Annotated in this window: 12 protein-coding genes; 7 read left to right on the top strand and 5 right to left on the bottom strand. The window is 66.7% G+C overall.

All coding sequences use genetic code 11. The features are described 5' to 3' along the window. Positions 1–116 precede the first annotated feature (116 nt). Genes tssA through RTI28_RS00235 form a run of 5 tightly spaced genes read right to left on the bottom strand, consistent with a single transcriptional unit; the run spans position 117 to position 7,674 of the window. Positions 117–1,217, bottom strand: a complete 1,101-nt coding sequence (tssA, locus tag RTI28_RS00255; RefSeq protein WP_316918599.1) for a type VI secretion system protein TssA — start codon at positions 1,215–1,217, stop codon at positions 117–119. Further along, complete coding sequence (locus RTI28_RS00250; protein WP_316918598.1) at positions 1,214–5,023, bottom strand: type VI secretion system protein; 3,810 nt, start codon at positions 5,021–5,023, stop codon at positions 1,214–1,216. The genes tssA and RTI28_RS00250 overlap by 4 nt, the downstream gene beginning before the upstream one ends. Further along, positions 5,020–5,790: a DotU family type IV/VI secretion system protein gene (locus tag RTI28_RS00245; RefSeq protein ID WP_316918597.1), complete on the bottom strand. Its 771-nt coding sequence runs from the start codon at positions 5,788–5,790 to the stop codon at positions 5,020–5,022. The genes RTI28_RS00250 and RTI28_RS00245 overlap by 4 nt, the downstream gene beginning before the upstream one ends. A gap of 17 nt (positions 5,791–5,807) precedes the next feature. Next, on the bottom strand, positions 5,808–7,148 hold the full coding sequence (gene tssK / locus RTI28_RS00240) for a type VI secretion system baseplate subunit TssK (RefSeq protein WP_316918596.1): 1,341 nt from the start codon (positions 7,146–7,148) through the stop codon (positions 5,808–5,810). 55 nt (positions 7,149–7,203) lie between these two features. Continuing rightward, positions 7,204–7,674, bottom strand: a complete 471-nt coding sequence (locus RTI28_RS00235) for a type VI secretion protein (RefSeq protein ID WP_316918595.1) — start codon at positions 7,672–7,674, stop codon at positions 7,204–7,206. Positions 7,675–7,874: 200 nt separating this feature from the next. Between RTI28_RS00235 and tssB the strand changes: the two genes are divergently transcribed. The 7 genes from tssB to tssH all read left to right on the top strand — a co-directional run bounded on the left by tssB (position 7,875) and on the right by tssH (position 16,362). Continuing rightward, positions 7,875–8,453, top strand: a complete 579-nt coding sequence (gene tssB, locus RTI28_RS00230) for a type VI secretion system contractile sheath small subunit (RefSeq protein WP_316918594.1) — start codon at positions 7,875–7,877, stop codon at positions 8,451–8,453. Positions 8,454–8,511: 58 nt separating this feature from the next. Further along, on the top strand, positions 8,512–10,005 hold the full coding sequence (gene tssC / locus RTI28_RS00225; RefSeq protein WP_316918593.1) for a type VI secretion system contractile sheath large subunit: 1,494 nt from the start codon (positions 8,512–8,514) through the stop codon (positions 10,003–10,005). 77 nt (positions 10,006–10,082) lie between these two features. Next, complete coding sequence (locus RTI28_RS00220) at positions 10,083–10,580, top strand: Hcp family type VI secretion system effector (protein WP_042129570.1); 498 nt, start codon at positions 10,083–10,085, stop codon at positions 10,578–10,580. 12 nt (positions 10,581–10,592) lie between these two features. Continuing rightward, positions 10,593–11,030 carry a type VI secretion system baseplate subunit TssE gene (gene tssE, locus RTI28_RS00215; RefSeq protein ID WP_316918592.1) on the top strand — a complete coding sequence of 146 codons (438 nt, stop codon included), beginning with the start codon at positions 10,593–10,595 and terminating at the stop codon, positions 11,028–11,030. Continuing rightward, entirely contained in the window at positions 11,014–12,816 is a 1,803-nt protein-coding gene (gene tssF / locus RTI28_RS00210) for a type VI secretion system baseplate subunit TssF (RefSeq protein WP_316918591.1), read from the top strand. The genes tssE and tssF overlap by 17 nt, the downstream gene beginning before the upstream one ends. Further along, positions 12,780–13,844 carry a type VI secretion system baseplate subunit TssG gene (gene tssG / locus RTI28_RS00205; protein ID WP_316918590.1) on the top strand — a complete coding sequence of 355 codons (1,065 nt, stop codon included), beginning with the start codon at positions 12,780–12,782 and terminating at the stop codon, positions 13,842–13,844. The genes tssF and tssG overlap by 37 nt, the downstream gene beginning before the upstream one ends. Continuing rightward, complete coding sequence (gene tssH / locus RTI28_RS00200; protein ID WP_316918589.1) at positions 13,807–16,362, top strand: type VI secretion system ATPase TssH; 2,556 nt, start codon at positions 13,807–13,809, stop codon at positions 16,360–16,362. The genes tssG and tssH overlap by 38 nt, the downstream gene beginning before the upstream one ends. Positions 16,363–16,708: the final 346 nt, after the last annotated feature.

Below are 16,708 nucleotides of genomic sequence, written 5' to 3'. Positions count from 1 at the left end.
GCAACCTGAGTGCACGGCGTGTCAGGTAAACCCGGGAGTCAGGTTCTACGACGGCTGCGCCGCCGTTCGCGGCTAAAGCCGCTCCTACAGGTTCCGCGTACACCGTCCTGAGCCGTTCACAACACCCCGAGCAACGTCCACAACCGCCGCGCTTCCGCGTCGGACTCGATCAGCTCGGCCAGCAGGTCGCGCAGCGGCTTGTTGCCCCACTCCACGCCGCGGCGAATCAGGTACGGCACCGGGCTGTGCGGTTCGGTGCGGGCCAGGTAGTCGGCGATCACCAGCAACTGGCGATAGGCTTCGTCACGGGTACGCGGTTCGGCGAAGGGCTGGCGGCTTTCCACGGGTGCGGGCACGTCCATCGATTGCGAATTCTCCTGTTGCGATTGCACCACCGCCGGCGCTTCGGGCTCGGTCGGCAGCAGTTGCGGCGGGTGCAGGGCGATGAACTCGCGCACGGTTTCCTCCAGGTGCTGCAAGGTCCGCCGCAGGTCGGCGAAGCCGGGCGCATCATCACCCAGATTGCGGTCGCACCAGCCATCCAGCAGAACCAGCTGCGCCTGCGCCGTGGCGATGGTCTTGACCCCCTGCAGCCACCAGGTCACCGGGGTGTTGCGGGCCAGCTCGGTGACTTTCTTCTGCAACGCCTGGGCCGCCTCGGCAGCGGCCTTGGCCGGCTTGCTGTCATTGACCGGCACCTGGCGCCGCTTCATCTGGTACCACTGGTACAGGCTGAAACCGTCCAGGTCCGGCGGCGACTCGGGGAACAGCTGCACACGGGTCAGCAGCACCTGGTCGTAACGCCGCGCCATCCACGCCAACGGCGCCGCGCGCCAGGCCAGGTCGCCGTCCTCGGGCTGCGGGTGGAGATCATCCGGGAAGCGTTCGCACAGCCCGCCGATCAAGGCCAGGGCGTCGGTGATGCCCTTGAATCCTTCACGGTGCAGCCAGGCTTCGCCCAGCCAGATGGCGATCATCAGTTCCTTGCTGCGCTCCTGCAGCACCTGCGTGGCCAGGCGCTCGACGCCCGCCCAGTCGGCGCGCTTGACCTCGCTGGTGGACCAGACACCGGTGGGCAGGCTGGTGTCGTCCTCGCGGCGCAGGTCTTCGAGGCGATCGAAGACGGCGTCGTAACGCATGCTCTTGCCGCAGGGCAATTCGCCGGGAATCGGCTCGAGCAACTGGCTGACCCGCTGGGAAAAGCCGGGTGTGGTCATGGGTAGTCTCCTGAGTCGGCCACGGAACGCGGTGTGTAGCCGAACGGTGAATGCGGTGCCTGTACCGGCAACGGGTGAATGGACAGCGGTGCCTTGCCGCCCTGGCTCATCAGCGACAGGCGCAGGAACATCTGGGTCTGGTTGTCTTCCTCCGGCTGGGCGTGCACCGGCACCTCCAGGCTCAACGGGAATTCGGTGTAGTCGACGTTGGGCTGGCGCAGCATCGAGCTGTGCGCGGCCATCATCCGCAGCAGCGCCCAGGGGCCCTGGTACTGCCACTCGGCCTCCAGGCCGCTGACGTGCAACTGCTGCTGCAACGGGTCGTTGACCGGCCGCTGGGTGCCGTCACGGGCCCAGCGCAGGCGCAGGTTCAGCGGCTGGCCGACGCTCCAGTGCAGGACCTGCTCGTCGCCCGGCCAGACGATTTCCCGCACGCCGCTGCCGAGGGTCCAGGCGATCACCTGGTCGGCGCCGCGCTCGCTGTCGCGGTCGGTGCGCCAGGTCACTTCCAGGTCGATCCCCGACAGCCCCGCCTTGTCGCGCACCAGCATCGCCCCCAGCCACGGCCGCGCCAGGGCGATGCGGTCGAGGAACTCGCCGGCCGCCGCGCGCTCGCGCAGGGTCAGCAGGCCAAGGCCATCGCGGGCCTGGGCCAGGCGGTTGTCGATCAGGGTGAGGAAGTACTGCACCCGCGCCGGATCGGCGTCCGGCGCGTGCCGGTCAAGGGCGAACGGGAAGCGCCCGGCCAGGTACTGGTTGAAATAGCCGGCCAGGTCGTTCCAGGCACTGGCTACCGCCTGGCGCTGGAGCCACTGGCAACGCTGCAGGGCCGCCTGCTGCAGGCCGACCCAGCGTTGGGTCAGTTGCCCGGTGGCATGCGGGGCAGTGGCCGAACCGAGGATCTTCAGGCAGTTGCCCTGGTCCATGTCGTTGAAGTCGCGAACGATCAGCTGGGTGATCAGCGCCGGCGAGCTGGACGGGTTCTGCGCCTTGTACTTGACCATCTCCTCGCCGAGGGAATTGAAGCGGCTGACCAGTTCCGACTCGGTGAGGTTGAGGTTGGGCAACTGGGTCATCAACCAGTCCTTGGCCGGCGCCGACTCTTCGGTGATCGCGGTGATCACGGCGAACTGCTGGTCCAGGCTGCTCTTCAGGTCCTGCGCGTCGATCGCGCGAAACAGGCGCAGGCCGAACTCCTTCGAGCCGTCCCACTGGTTGATGTCGGCGCGATCACGGAACACCGGCTGCTGGAACACCTCGTCGATGGCCTGCGAAACATCGGCCAGGGCACTCTGGTTGAGCGCACTCTGCAGACCGCTGGCCAGGTCCGGGCGCTGCAGCTGGACAAAGGCGCGGTGCACGGCCAGGGCCTGGTCGGTGCGCACCTGGAAGCTCGGCGCGCTGAGTATCTGGCTTTCCGCGGTCTGCCGGTTGAGGCTGGCCCACATGGCATCGCCGGCGGTGTTCTCGGCGGTCTTGAGCAGCGCGTTGCGGTACACCGGGGGAATGCCCGAGAGGGACTCGTGGGCATACAGCTTGTAGCTGTCGTAGTAACTCTGGGCCAGGCGCAGCCCTTCGCTGTCGACACGGGTCAGTTGCGCCGAATCGCCCAGCGGCTCCTCGCGCAGGGCCCGGGCGACGAAGTCACGCTTGAGCAGCAGGTTGATCGCGCTCTGCAGGTGGATGATGCGCTCCTGCAACGACAGCTGGCCGGTGCTGCTCTGCACCAGCAGCTGCTTGCTCGCCCCGCCCTGGGCCACCCACTGGTCCTTGAAGCGGTACTGCAGTTGCTCGGCCACGCGCTCGGTTTCGTCGGCGATGGCCGGGCCCAGCAGCTTGCTCTGGCGGACCTTTTCCAGCATCTCGCCGTAGCCGGCGACCAGGTCCTGGCCCTTGCCGCGGCTCCAGGTGGCGTTGGTCAGGTCGATGGAGGCCTGCAGGTCCTCGATCAGCGCGTCCATGTGCTCCAGCTCGCGCAGGGTCTGCCCCGAACCGTTTTCCAGGCGGTCGAGGTACAGTTTCAGGTAGCCGGCCGAAGTGACATAGCCATCGGTGCGGAAGTAATGCCCCAGCCAGGTTTCCATCAGTTGGTTGAAGCTGGCCTGGATCGCGCTGCGGTGCAGCGACAGGTCGATCGGCTTGAGCGGGCTGATGCCCTGGTTGACCAGCAGGCGGTTGTAATACTTCTCAAAGGGCAGGGTGCCAACGTTGAGGTTCATGTCCAGGGTCTGGTTGCTCAGCGGAATCAGCTGGTCCAGCGGGCTCTTCTGGTTGGCCTGGGCCTGGGCGTAGAGCGTGGCCGCCTGCTCCAGGCGCAGCGTCTTGTCCACCAGTTCACGGGCCTTGAGGTAGCTCGGCCACTGCGCCGGATCGCCGCCCTGGGGCGCGCTGCCGCGCCGGCCGGCCTCGCCGAGGGCGAGGACATCACGCAGTTCGGCCTGCAGCAGGTCGTGGATCGGCTGGTTCATATGGCTCATGGACGTGTGCTGCAGCACCTGGTCCATCTGCCCGTCCAGCGAGGAGAACCACGAGGTCGGGTAGACCAGCGAGGTGAAGTGCCAGCGCGGCGCGCGCTCGAGCACGTTCCAGAAACTCTGCACGTTGTGCCGGGTCAGTTCCTGGCGATGGCTGTCGTCGCTGATGCTGATGTAGTCGTTCTGCGCGTTCTGCAGCAGCCGCGACAACTCGCCGGCATCGCGCAGCGAATCGCGCCAGACCCAGACCATGGCGATGGCCCAGATCACCCCGACCAGCGCTGCGCTGAACGCGGCGACGCGCTGCCAGCGCTGGCGCAGTTGCAGCAGGCGCGGAATCGGCCGGGCCAGGCCGCGTTCGGCATTGATGCGCTGCTGCCAGAGGCCCTGGGCGAAAACGTTCTGCAGCGGCGGCTGGTCCAGCGCGGTGAAGCTGTCGGCCGCTCCGGCGATGGCCTGGGCACCGGTGAAATACAGGCCGCGCAAGGCCGGCGCCTCGCCATGGGTGTTGCCCTGGAACACCGGCCAGAGCAGCATCTGCAGGTTGCGCCGCATGCCTTCGAAACGCTGCGGCAGGGTATCCAGGTCACCGCTCAACTGCCCGGACAGGGTGCCCATCTGCACGATGGCCTCGGACAGCGCGTAGGTGATGCCGTCCAGCGCATCGTCGGTCCATTGCGACTGCCAGGCGGCATCCGCGGCGAATGGCGACGACCAGCCGAGCACCTGGCGGCGCGCCTCCTCCGGCAAGGCCCGGGCCAGTTCCTGGAAGCCCGGCACTTCGTCCATGCCGGTGATCACCACATACACCGGCAGGCTGATGCCCAGGCGCTGCAGCAGATCGATGAAGCGCCGCCGCGCATCCAGGCCAAGGGTGGCGGCGCGGTCGGGATCGAGCAGGTCGGCGGCGGCGACGGTCCAGATCACCCCGTCCAGCGGCCGTCGCGTGCGCAGGCGCAACAGCAGGCTGATCAGGTTCCACCAGCCACTGGACTGCTTCATGCCCTCGCCGGGCATGAACAACGCCTGCGGCACCACCAGCACGGCGCCACTGGGGTCGGCCCACCAGCGGCCGAACCAGGCCGGCTTGTCCACCGGGTTGAGGTTCCAGCTGGCGCACAGGCGCTTGCCCTCGACCTCGTCGCCGAGCATCAGCAGCCAGGGCGCCTGGTAGCGGTCGCTGACGCCCTGTTCGTGCTCCATCTGGCGCACGGCCAGATAGAAACTGCGCACCGCCGCGCCATTGCGGTTGCGCAGCCAGAGCACCAGCAGCAGGACGATCAGCAGGACGACGACGAGGCCCACCACCCAGGCCAGCAGGGACAGGCTCATGAGCTGCGCTCCTGGGTCTGGAAGGGTGTCGCCAGGTGCAGCACCGGCGACAGCTCCTGGCCGATATCACGCCAGAACAGATGACCGACGCCGATCAGCAGCAAGGTCACGCCCAGCACCAGCAGCCCCAGGCGCAGGCCGTCACCGAGGGTTTCGCGCACCGGCGACTGCTGCGGCCGGACGCTGGCCGGCTCGGCGAGCAAGGCGCTGACGTTGGCGTAGTCAGGGTCGCGCTGGCGGGTGAAATTGAACAGCGCATAGCGCCACTTGGCATGCAGCGCCTCGCCACCAGGGGCGCGCAGGCGACCATGGAAGCCGAGGATCATGCACAGCAGGTAGACATTGCCCAGGTCATGGCTGGTGGGCGCCTGTTCGTCGAGCAGGCGCTTGATCTCCACCGGCAGGCGATCACCGGCCTGGCGGCTGGCATACAGGCGCAGCTCCAGCGGTCGCTCCTGCCAGGCCGGCTGGCCGGGCCAATCGGCGAACAACAGGGTCTCGTCGACCAGGGCGACGAAGGCGTAGACCATCGACTTGATCTGCAGCGGCGCCGAATCACCGACGCTGGCGAAGGCCGTGCGCCACAGGCGCCGGGTCGCAGCGGTGGACAGCTCGACCACCTGGTCGAGCAGCTTGTCGGTGTCCTCGGCGCGCTTGTCCAGTTCGTCCCAGGCCTGCGCCCAGTCTTGCCAGGCCTCGCGAAAGGCGCTGGTCAGCGGCGCATCCTGCACGCCGCGAAAGCGCGAAACGGCAATCCCTTCTGGCATAGGCTTCCCTACCCTTGTCAGGCATCTTGTTGTTCGGGGTTGTCATCGATCAGCAGGACGATCTGCCAGGGCCTGAACGTCTCCCCGCCCGCCGCCGAGACGATCTGCAACGGCAGTTGCGGATCGAAGCTCTTGCCATCGGCCTCGATGACGAACAGGCGGGTGTCGTCACCCACGCCGTAGGCGACCTGGTCCTTGCGGCTCATCGGCAGGTGCCCCAGGCCCGGACTGCGCTGGCGAGCCAGGTCGGGAACATGGGCGGCGGAGGCGATGATGGTGCGTCCCAGCCACAGGCTGGCGTCCTGTTCCGGCGAGCCGGCCGGCATGCGCAGGCCGATGACCAGTTGCTGGCTGGCCTCGCGCGAGGGCAGCTGGATCTCGTAGACATTGCCCTTCTGTTCGAACGGCACACTGCGAAAGCCCAGGCGCAGGTTGCCCAGCACCCGCTCCATCCAGCGCAGCACTTCGTCGAAGCCGCGGTACAGGTCGAGGAAGTCCAGCGGGGCAAAGGCCGGCACGCCCTTGATCGGGTCGAGCACCGACCAGCTCCCGGCCATGCCCAGCAACAGCCCGTACAAGCCTTGCGGTGTGGCGATGCGGCTGTTCAGCGCGCCCTCCACTTCCGGCAGGCGCGCCCACAGCGCCGCCGACTGCCGGCGCAGCTCCAGGGCCGCGGACGGATCGCCGTCGAGCTGCACGTCGCGCAGGCGCGCGCCGAGAAACACGCACTTCTCGCGGATCATCGCGCAGAGCAGGAAGATGCGCTGGCCCAGGGTCGACTCGGGGAGGATCCGCGGAGTCGGTGCGATGAAGTCGTCGCGCAGGCGGTAGCCGCCGTCTTCCTTGCGCACCCGCAGCAGCGGCAGGCAGATGCTGTCGCCCTTGTCGGCGTCGGTGACCAGGCGCGGGCTGGGCTTCCAGACCTTGATGCGCTCTTCGTCGAGGCTGCTGTCGAGGTTGGGCACCGGCTCGCTCTCGTCGGAGCGCCAGCGACCGTCCAGGCTGCGCAGGCGCTGGCCCTGCCAGAGCGGGTTGACCGCCAGGTACACGGTCACGGTGGAGGTGCTCGACGCCGCCACGGCGTCGGCCAGGTCCAGCTCGGCCAGCCCGCCCTGGGCCGGGTCGATGCTGATCGGCATGCCGTCGGGCAAGGTGGCCTCCAGGCTCAGCACCCGCAGCTTGCCGGCGACCAGCGCGGCGGGTTCATGGGTAAAACGGGAAACCCCCCAGTACCAGGGGTTGGCGGCCTGGGCCAGGTGGGCCGCCATGGCCTCCGCCCGCAGCCCTTGCAGCTGAAAATGCTGGGGCAGCAATTGCATGCCTTCGTACCAGCAGACCACATCAGGTCGCACGCTCATAGGTTCCCTTGACGTCCTGTATTTGCCGTATGCCGGCGCGGCGGGCAGGCCGCGCTCAGCGAATGTTCTGGTCCAGCAGGGTCATCTCGCGCGCATCGAACCTGAGGCGGATGCTGCGCTGGTCTTCCAGGCGCAGGCGATGCGCCCCCGGACTCTGGTAATTGGCGAAGGCCAGCAGTCCTACCGACGGTTTGCCATCCAGGGGGAAAGTTGACGACTCAATCAACTGTCCCGGTACCAGTTCCATGCCCCAGACATACAAATATTGGCGAAAATCGCGCTGGTATTGATCACGACTTGCAAACCATTGTTTTGCTGTCAGTCCGGACAACTTTGCGAGCAAATCAACATCATTCACCGCAATAAAGTCGACCGCGATCGGCGCGTCGTCGTTTGCACGCAAAGCAACATCGAAGGTAACTCCCTCGACACTTACTTTGGATCCAAACAATGAGCAACCGCTCATCGGGGCGATGCCTAAAAGTACCACCAACAATCTGAAAAATATGAACTTTTTAAGATGCATGACGATCCAAGAAAAGTTTTATTTGCATTTCGGCATGCCTGTTATAGCATCCATGCCAATTCGCCACCACGACGAATTGAGGTGATTGCGGAAAACAGGATCCTCTACGCGAGAGTGTCCGCTCCGCGGTCTAAGCAAGGGAATGCGATCAGTGGGAAACCGTTGCATTGCGCCCGCCTACTGCATCGGAGTCAGCCACTATGGAAGAGAGTATTCAGCACAAGCTGGACCGGGTTCGCCCGCCTCGCGTGCAGATCACTTATGACGTAGAAACCGGTAATGCCATCGAGAAAAAGGAACTGCCGCTGGTGGTTGGCATCCTCGCCGATCTCTCGGGTTCCCAGGCCAACGCGGCCAAACTTGCCGAGCGGCGCTTCGTCGAGATCGACAGCGACAACTTCGACAAGGTCCTCGACTCCATCTCCCCCAGTGTCACCGTCAACGTCAAGAACACCCTGAGCAACGACGGCAAGACCCTCAGCGCCAAGCTCGAATTCAACAAGATCGAAGACTTCGACCCGATCAACGTGGTCAAGAAGGTCGATTCCCTCAAGGTGCTGTTCGAAGCCCGCGAACGTCTGCGCGACCTGCTGACCAAGCTCGACGGCAACGACAAGCTCGACGAACTGCTCAAGGAAGTCCTGGCCAGCGCCGACAAGGACCTGGAAGCGATCAAGGCTGCCCGCTCCGGTGCCGGCACGGCGAAGACCGACGCCACCCCCGATGCCAAGAACGATGACGCGGACGCTGGCGACAACCCCGAGGCGAAGACCGAGTAAGCGGTCCGACGCCTGACTCGCCTGTCCGATCATTCCATCTGCTCCCGGAGACTCCACCATGCCCGCGTCCAGCACCGAGAATCAAAGCGAAGGCAGTACCCAGACCCTGACCCTGCTCGAAAAGATCATCAAGGAAGGCCAGATCGTCCACGACGAAAGCCAGAAGATCTACGCCCAGGACATGATCGCCGAGTTCGCCAGCCAGGTCCTCGACAAGGCCCTCGCCGTCAGCCAGGGCCAGGACCCTGACACCCGCGCCCTGATCAACGACCGCATCAGCCAGATCGACAAGCTGATCAGCGCCCAGCTCAACGAAATCCTCCACGACGAAGGCTTCCAGAAGCTCGAGGCTTCCTGGCGCGGCCTGCACATGCTGGTCAGCAACACCGAGACCAGCACCCGCCTGAAACTGCGCCTGCTCAACGTCTCGCAGAACGAGCTGAGCAAGGACCTGACCCGCGCCGTGGACTTCGACCAGACCGTCCTGTTCAAGAAGATCTACGAAGAGGAATACGGCACCTTCGGTGGCTATCCGTTCAGCGTGCTGGTCGGTGACTACTTCTTCGGCCGTCACCCGCAGGACATCGCCCTGCTGCGCAAGATCTCCGAAGTCGCCGCCGCCGCCCACGCGCCGTTCGTCGCCGCGGCCAGCCCGCTGCTGTTCGACATGAAGCAGTTCAACGACCTGGCCGTGCCGAAAGACCTGGCGAAGATCTTCGAAAGCCTGGAACTGGGCCCATGGCGCGACTTCCGCGCCAGCGAAGACTCGCGCTACGTGTCGCTGGTGCTGCCGCGCTTCCTCCTGCGCCTGCCCTACGGCAAGGACACCCTGCCGGTGGAAGGCATGGACTTCACCGAGCAGGTCGGCGATCCGGACGGCAAGCAGTACCTCTGGGGCAACGCCGCCTGGGCCCTGGCCTCGCGCATCACCGACGCCTACGCCAAGTACGGCTGGGGCGCGGCGATCCGTGGCGCCGAGAGCGGCGGCGCGCTGAGCAACCTGCCGCAGCACACCTTCAAGACCGCCTCGGGTGACCTGACCCTGAAGTGCCCGACCGAAGTGGCGATCACCGACCGTCGCGAGAAGGAGCTGAACGACCTCGGCTTCATTTCCCTGTGCCACAAGAAAAACACCGGGACCGCAGTGTTCTTCGGTGGCCAGACCACCAACAAGCCACGCACCTACAACACCAACGAGGCCAACGCCAACGCGCGGATCTCCTCGATGCTGCCGTACGTGCTGGCCTCGTCGCGCTTCGCCCACTACCTGAAGGTGATCATGCGCGACAAGGTGGGCAGCTTCATGACCCGCGACAACGTGCAGACCTACCTGAACAACTGGATCGCCGACTACGTGCTGGTCAACGACAACGCCCCGCAGGACATCAAGGCCCAGTACCCGCTGCGCGAAGCCCGCATCGACGTGTCCGAAGTACCGGGCAAGCCGGGCGCCTACCGTGCCACGGTGTTCCTGCGTCCGCACTTCCAGCTGGAAGAGCTGACCGCCTCGATCCGCCTGGTAGCGACCCTGCCACCACCGGCTGCCGCTTGACCGGAGCTCCCGCGGGTACGCCCGCGGGAGCCGTTGCCCTTCTTTTTGCCACTTTCTGACTGCAGGAGCTTCACGCGATGGATGCGATCATTCTGGACCTCGGCGACGACATCAAAGGTGACTCGCTGATCGAGGGCTACAAGGACAAGATCGAGATCATGTCCTACAGCCATAACGTCGCCATGCAGGTGACCAACGACGTCAGCAACACCGAACGAACCTCGGGCAAGCCATTCGTTGGCGAATTCACCCTGACCAAGTTCATCGACACCTCCACCCCCAACCTCAACCTGTACTGCGTCTCCGGCAAGCCGATCACCCAGGCCAAGATCACCATCGGCCGCAACGCCGCCGAGAGCAGCGGGCAGATCATGCCGTTCATCGTCTACACCCTGGACAACGTGATCCTGTCGAACCTCAGCGTCAGCGGCGGCACCGGCGGCAAGCCGGTGGAAACCATGTCGCTGAACTTCACCAAGATCAAATGGGAACTGACCACGCAGAAAGACGACGGCACCAAGGAAGGCGTGGCGGGCACCAGCTGGGACATGACCCTGAACAAGGCCGGCAGCTGAGGCTTCGTCTAGATGTCCAGCGGCTTGCGCCCCCTGCTGTTCGAACGCCTGGCCGGGAGCGCGGGCGACGCCCACTCGCTCGACCGCCAGGCCCTGGCCGCGTCGGTCCGCGAGGAGCTGTCGCGCCTGCTCAACAGTCGCCGCTCGGGACCGGCGCTGAGCACGCCACCCACCGTGCTCGACTACGGCATCGGCGACTGGAGCGGCCTGCAGGCCAGCAACAGCGACGACCGTCGGCGCATCGCCCGGGAAATCCGTGCCGCCATCAGCCACTTCGAACCGCGCCTGCAACTGGGCGAGGTGGAAGTACGCCTGGTGGCCGGGCAACCGCGCGCGCTGAACATCCTGCTCAGCGGCATGCTCCGCCAGGGTGGCCAGCAATGGCCGGTGGCCTTTGCCCTGGAAGCAGGCGATACGGGCGTGGAGGTCAGCCATGAGCGACTCGATTGACCCGCAACTGCTCGATTACTACCAACGCGAACTGACCTGGCTGCGCAACGCCGGCAGCGCCTTCGCCAACCGCTACCCGAAGGTGGCGCGGCGCCTGGAACTGTCGCCGGGGGAAAGCCAGGACCCCCACGTCGAACGCCTGCTGGAAGGCTTCGCCCTGCTGTCGGCGCGCCTGCAGCGTCGTCTTGACGACGACTACGCGGAATTCAGCGACGCCCTGCTCGAACAACTCTACCCGCTGGCCCTGCGCCCCCTGCCCTCGTGCGCCATCGTGCGCTTCGAGCCGGACCCGACCAAGGGCGCGCTGGAAAGCGGTTATGCCTTGCCACGCGACACCCCGTTGTTCGTCACCACCACCCGTGGCGACAGCATTCATTTCCGCACCGGCGCCGAGGTCACCCTGTGGCCGCTGCAGATCGCCGAGGCGGTGCTCCTGGGCGGCGACGAAGCGCGCGAACTGAGCGGCCGCTACGACGCCGGCTCAGCCCTGCGCCTGCGCATCGACTGCCTGGGCAAGGCCGGCTGGGCCGACCTCGGCGTGCGTCAGCTGCGCCTGCACCTCGACGCCTCGCCGATGGTCAACGCGACGCTCTACGACCTGCTCGGCGCCCATACCCTCAGCGTCTTCAACGGTGCCAGCCGCGACAAGCTGCGGCGCCTGGCGGACCTGCCGCGGGTGGTCGGTTTTGCCGACGAGCAGGCCCTGCTGCCCGACGAAGACGGCGTTCACCCCGGTCTGCGCCTGCTCGCCGAGTACTTCGCCTTCCCGGAGAAATTCCACTTCTTAGATGTACCGGTCGACCCCACGCACGTCGAGGGCAACAGCCTGTACCTGTACCTGGTCTTCGACCGCCCGGCGCCGCCGCACCTCTACCTGCAGGCCAGCGATATCGCCCTGGGCTGCGCGCCGGCGATCAACCTGTTCCGCCGCACCTCGGAGCCACTGCGTCCGGACGGGCGCAGCAGCGAATACCGCCTGGTCGCCGACAGCCACCGCGAGAACAGCGTGGAGATCCACAGCATCCGCAGCATGCGCGCCCTGGGTGCGGATGGCGTGGTGCGCCCACTGGCGCCCTACTACGGCAGCCAGCACGGCAGCGCCACGACGCTGTACTGGCATGCCCGGCGCATCCATGGCCTGACGCCCAACCGCATCGGCAGCGACCTGCTGGTCAGCCTGGTCGATCCCGGTTTCGATCCGCTGCGCCAGGCCTGGAACTTCAGCCTCAGCGCCGAGCTGCTGTGCACCAACCGCCACCTCGCGCAGAGCCTGGCCGCCGGCACCGCGCTGTCGTTCGAGCGCCCCGGGGCACCGGCCAGCGCGCGCCTGGTCAACCCGCCCAGCTCGCAGGGCGTGCCCAGCCTCGACGGCCAGTCGCGCTGGCGCCTGGTGTCGCAGCTGACCCTCAATCACCTGTCGCTGGTGGAAGGCCCGCAGGCCCTCGATGCCCTGCGCGAGATGCTGACGCTGCACAACCTGCGCAACGAAGCCAGCGCCGGCCGGCAGATCGACGGCCTGATGAGCCTGAGCAGCGAGCGCCGCGTCGCCCATGTCGGTACTGACGCCTGGCGCGGCTGGCGCAAGGGCCTAGAGGTGCGGGTGCAACTGGACCCGGCGCACTTCGTCGGCCACAGCACCGTGCTGTTTTCCGCGGTGCTGGCGCAATTCTTCTCGCTGTATGCCACCGCCAACCGCTACATCAGTACGGTACTGGTCGACGCCGACGACGCCACCAAGGAGATCAAGACATGGAGCCCGCAGGCCGGCATGCCCCTGAGCCTCTGAGCGACACCCTGCGCGGACGGCCCCAGGGCTTCGAACTGCTCCAGGCCCTGCTGATCCTCGAACACGAGAACCGCAAGGCCACCTCGCTGGGTTGCGGCAGCGTGCCGCAGAACGAGGCGGTGCGCCTGCGCGGTCCGCTGACCCCGGTGTTTCCCGCCAGCCAGGTGGAAAAGCTCAGCCATGACGCCCACGACCCGCGGCCGATCCTCAGCACCCCGCTGTTCGGCCTCGGCGGTCCGGACGGCCCGCTGCCCTACGCCTTCCAGGAATGGCTGCAGCAGCGCGCGCTGGCCCGCGACCATGCGCCGGCGGAGTTTCTCGACCTGTTCCAGCACCGCCTGCTCAGCCTGCTCTACCGCGCCCTGCGCAAGCACCGCGTGGCCCTGGGCTTCGCCGAGCCCGAGGCGACCCCGGTGCACCAGCAACTGCGCGCCCTCAGCGGCCTGTTGCCGCAAGGCCTGCGCGAGCGCCAGCAGTTGCCGGACGCGGCCCTGCTGGCGCGCACCGCGCTGTTCGGCGGCGGACGGCGCTCCCTGGCCGGCTTCGTCTCCATCGTCCGCCATCACTTCGACCTGCCGCTGCGCTGCGAGCCCTATACCGGCGCCTGGTGCGAAATCCCCCCGGGCAGCCGCAGCGTGCTCGGCCGTGGCCGGCGCAACCTCAGCCTAGGACGCACGGCGATCGCCGGCAAGCGGATCTGGGACGAGCACGCCGGCATCACCCTGGTTTTCGGCCCGCTGAATGCCCGGCAGGCGCAGGGCCTGCTGCCCCAGGGCGAGATGCACCGGCAACTGGCCGACCTCGCCGCGCTGTATTTCGGCCCCGACCTGGACTGCGCCCTGATCCTCGAAATCGATGGCGCGCAACCGCTCTACCTCAAGCGCGAGCAGCCCCCGCAACTGAACTGGAACTGCGGCCTGCAGCGCGCCGACAACCCGACTCATCGTCAGCGAATCGCAACCCGACTGCGCCAGTCGGCAAGGACAGAACATGGAACTCGGCAGTCTGATCGCATGGTTGAACAGTGACACCCGCGACGCCCTGGAACGCGCCGCGCAACGCTGCCTGCAGCGAGGTCATCATTTCGTCGAGATCGAGCATTTCCTTCTCGAGATGCTGGAGATCGACGCCGGCGACCTGGCCTGCCTGCTGCCCGCGTTCAAGGTCGAGCGCGATGCCCTCGACGAGCAGATCAACCGCGCCCTGGAGCTGTTCAAGGGCGGCAACACCCGAACCCCGTCGCTGTCGGCGCAGACCGTCAACCTGCTCAAGGAAACCGTGCTCCAGGCCAGCCTGCGCGGCGAGCAGAGCATCCGTTCCGGCCAGTTGCTGCTGACCCTGCTGGAGCGCGACGAATTCCGCGCGCAACTGCTCGACAGCGCCGCGGCACTGCTGACCATCCCCGTGGACCGCCTGCGCGGCAGGTTCGCCGAGCTGACCGCCGGCTCCCGCGAACAACCCGTGGCCAATGCCCCGGCCAAGCGCGGCAAAGGCAACGCCAAGGGCGCCGAAGACCCGCTGCTGGAGCAGTACACCCAGGACCTCACGGCCGACGCCCGGGCCGGGCGCATCGACCCGATCATCGGCCGCGAAGGCGAGATTCGCCAGTGCATCGACATCCTCCTGCGCCGTCGGCAGAACAACCCGATCCTGGTCGGCGCCCCGGGCGTCGGCAAGACCGCGCTGGTCGAGGGCCTGGCCCTGCGCATCGCCGCCGGCGACGTGCCACCGGCCTTGCAGGACGTCTGCCTGCGGGTCCTCGACCTCGGCCTGCTGCAGGCCGGCGCCGGGGTCAAGGGCGAGTTCGAACAGCGCCTCAAGGGTGTGATCGACGCGGTGCGCAGCGCACCCAAGCCAACCATCATGTTCATCGACGAAGCCCACACCCTGATCGGTGCCGGTGGCGCCGAGGGCGGCAGCGACGCGGCCAACCTGCTCAAGCCGGCCCTGGCCCGCGGCGAACTGCGCACCCTGGCCGCGACCACCTGGCAGGAATACAAGAAGTACTTCGAGAAGGACCCGGCCCTGGCCCGGCGCTTCCAGCTGGTCCAGGTCGAGGAGCCGAGCGAGGCCACCTGCGTGAAGATGCTCCGCGGCATCGCCGCCAAGCTGGAGCAGCACCACGGCGTGCAGGTGCTGGACAGCGCGATCCAGGACGCGGTGAAGCTGTCGCACCGCTACATCTCCGGACGCCAGTTGCCGGACAAGGCCATCAGCATTCTCGACACCGCCTGCGCCCGCGTCGCCCTCGGCCAGCACGACGTGCCACCGCCGCTGGAGCACCTGCGCCACCGCCAGCACAGCCTCAACGAAGAACTGGAACGCCTGCGCCGCGAACAGGCCACCGGCCAGGATCATCGCGAGCGCATCACCGCCCTGGAGGCGGAACTGAAGATCGACCAGGACGCCATGCGCGAGCTGGAAACCCGCTGGAGCGAAGAGCGCGAGGCGGTCCGCGAGCTGCTGGAGACCCGCCAGGAACTCCTGCGCCTGAGCGAGCGCGCCGATGCCGACAGCGAGAAGCGCGATGCCGAAAGCGACAGCCGCATCGATCACCTGGCCGCCGAACTGCTGCGCCTGGAGGCCGGTCTCGATGCCATTCGCCAGGACGATCCGCTGGTGCCCGAACAGGTCGATTCGAAGATCGTCGCCGCGGTGATTTCCGGCTGGACCGGCATTCCCGTGGGCAAGATGCTCGCCGACGAAGCCCACGCCGTGCGCACCCTGGGCCAGCGCATGGGGCAGCGGGTGATGGGCCAGAAAACCGCCCTCGACACCATCGCCCAGCGCCTGCAGGCCTACCGCGCCGGCCTCACCGACCCGCAGAAACCAGTGGGCGTGTTCCTTCTCCCCGGCCCCACCGGGGTGGGCAAGACCGAGACCGCCTACGCCCTGGCCGACGCCCTGTACGGCGGCGAGCGCAACCTGATCAGCATCAACCTCTCCGAGTACCAGGAAGCCCATACCGTCAGCCAGTTAAAGGGCGCCCCGCCCGGCTACGTCGGCTACGGCAGCGGCGGCGTGCTGACCGAGGCGGTGCGGCGCAAGCCCTATTCGGTGGTGCTGCTGGACGAGATCGAGAAAGCCCACCCGGATGTGCTGGAGGCCTTCTACAACGTCTTCGACAAGGGCGTGATGGAAGATGGCAGCGGCCTTATCGTCGACTTCAAGAACACCGTGATGCTCGCCACCAGCAACGTCGGCGCCGAACTGATCCTCGACACGCCCAAGGCCGAGCTGGACGGCGAAAGCTTCAACGAACGCCTGCACAAGGTGCTGCTGCAGGCCTTCCGCCCGGCGTTCCTGGCGCGCATGACCGTGGTGCCCTACCACCCGCTGGACGAGGCGACCCTGGAGGGCATCGTCCTGCACAAGCTGGAAAAACTCCGCGACCGCTACAAGGCCGCCACCGGCAAGCAGTTCGATTTCGACCGCGGCATCGTCAAGGCGGTCTTGGCCAAGTGCAGCGGTGCCGGGGCGCGGGATATCGAGAACGTGCTGATGAAGCAGGTCACCGGGACGCTGGCGGAATGGGCGCTGGAGTAGTGCTTGTCTTGAGATTTTTTGCGCTCTTGAGACCGAGCGCCGCCCGCGCGGCGCATCGCGGGCTACGCCCGCTCCCACATTTGTTGCAACGCGCCATGGCCTGTGAGATTTGAGTTGCCAGCCTTTGTCTCACGGCGACGCATGGCGGGGAAGCTGTTGGTTCGGCTCGGTATCGCGTCGTGCCGACAAGGCGGACAACCATGGCCTATCAGACATAGGTACGTTGCAACAAATGTGGGAGCGGATTCATCCGCGATGCGCCGCGCGGGCGGCGCTCGATCTGGAGAGCACTGCAAGCCTCAAGACCAGCGCCACCGCGTCACCGCAAAACCCCATCACCGTGTAG

The sequence above is a fragment of the Pseudomonas sp. zfem002 genome, from assembly GCF_032621685.1.
Taxonomy (GTDB): domain Bacteria; phylum Pseudomonadota; class Gammaproteobacteria; order Pseudomonadales; family Pseudomonadaceae; genus Aquipseudomonas; species Aquipseudomonas japonica.
This window is presented reverse-complemented; position numbering and strand designations above follow the sequence as displayed.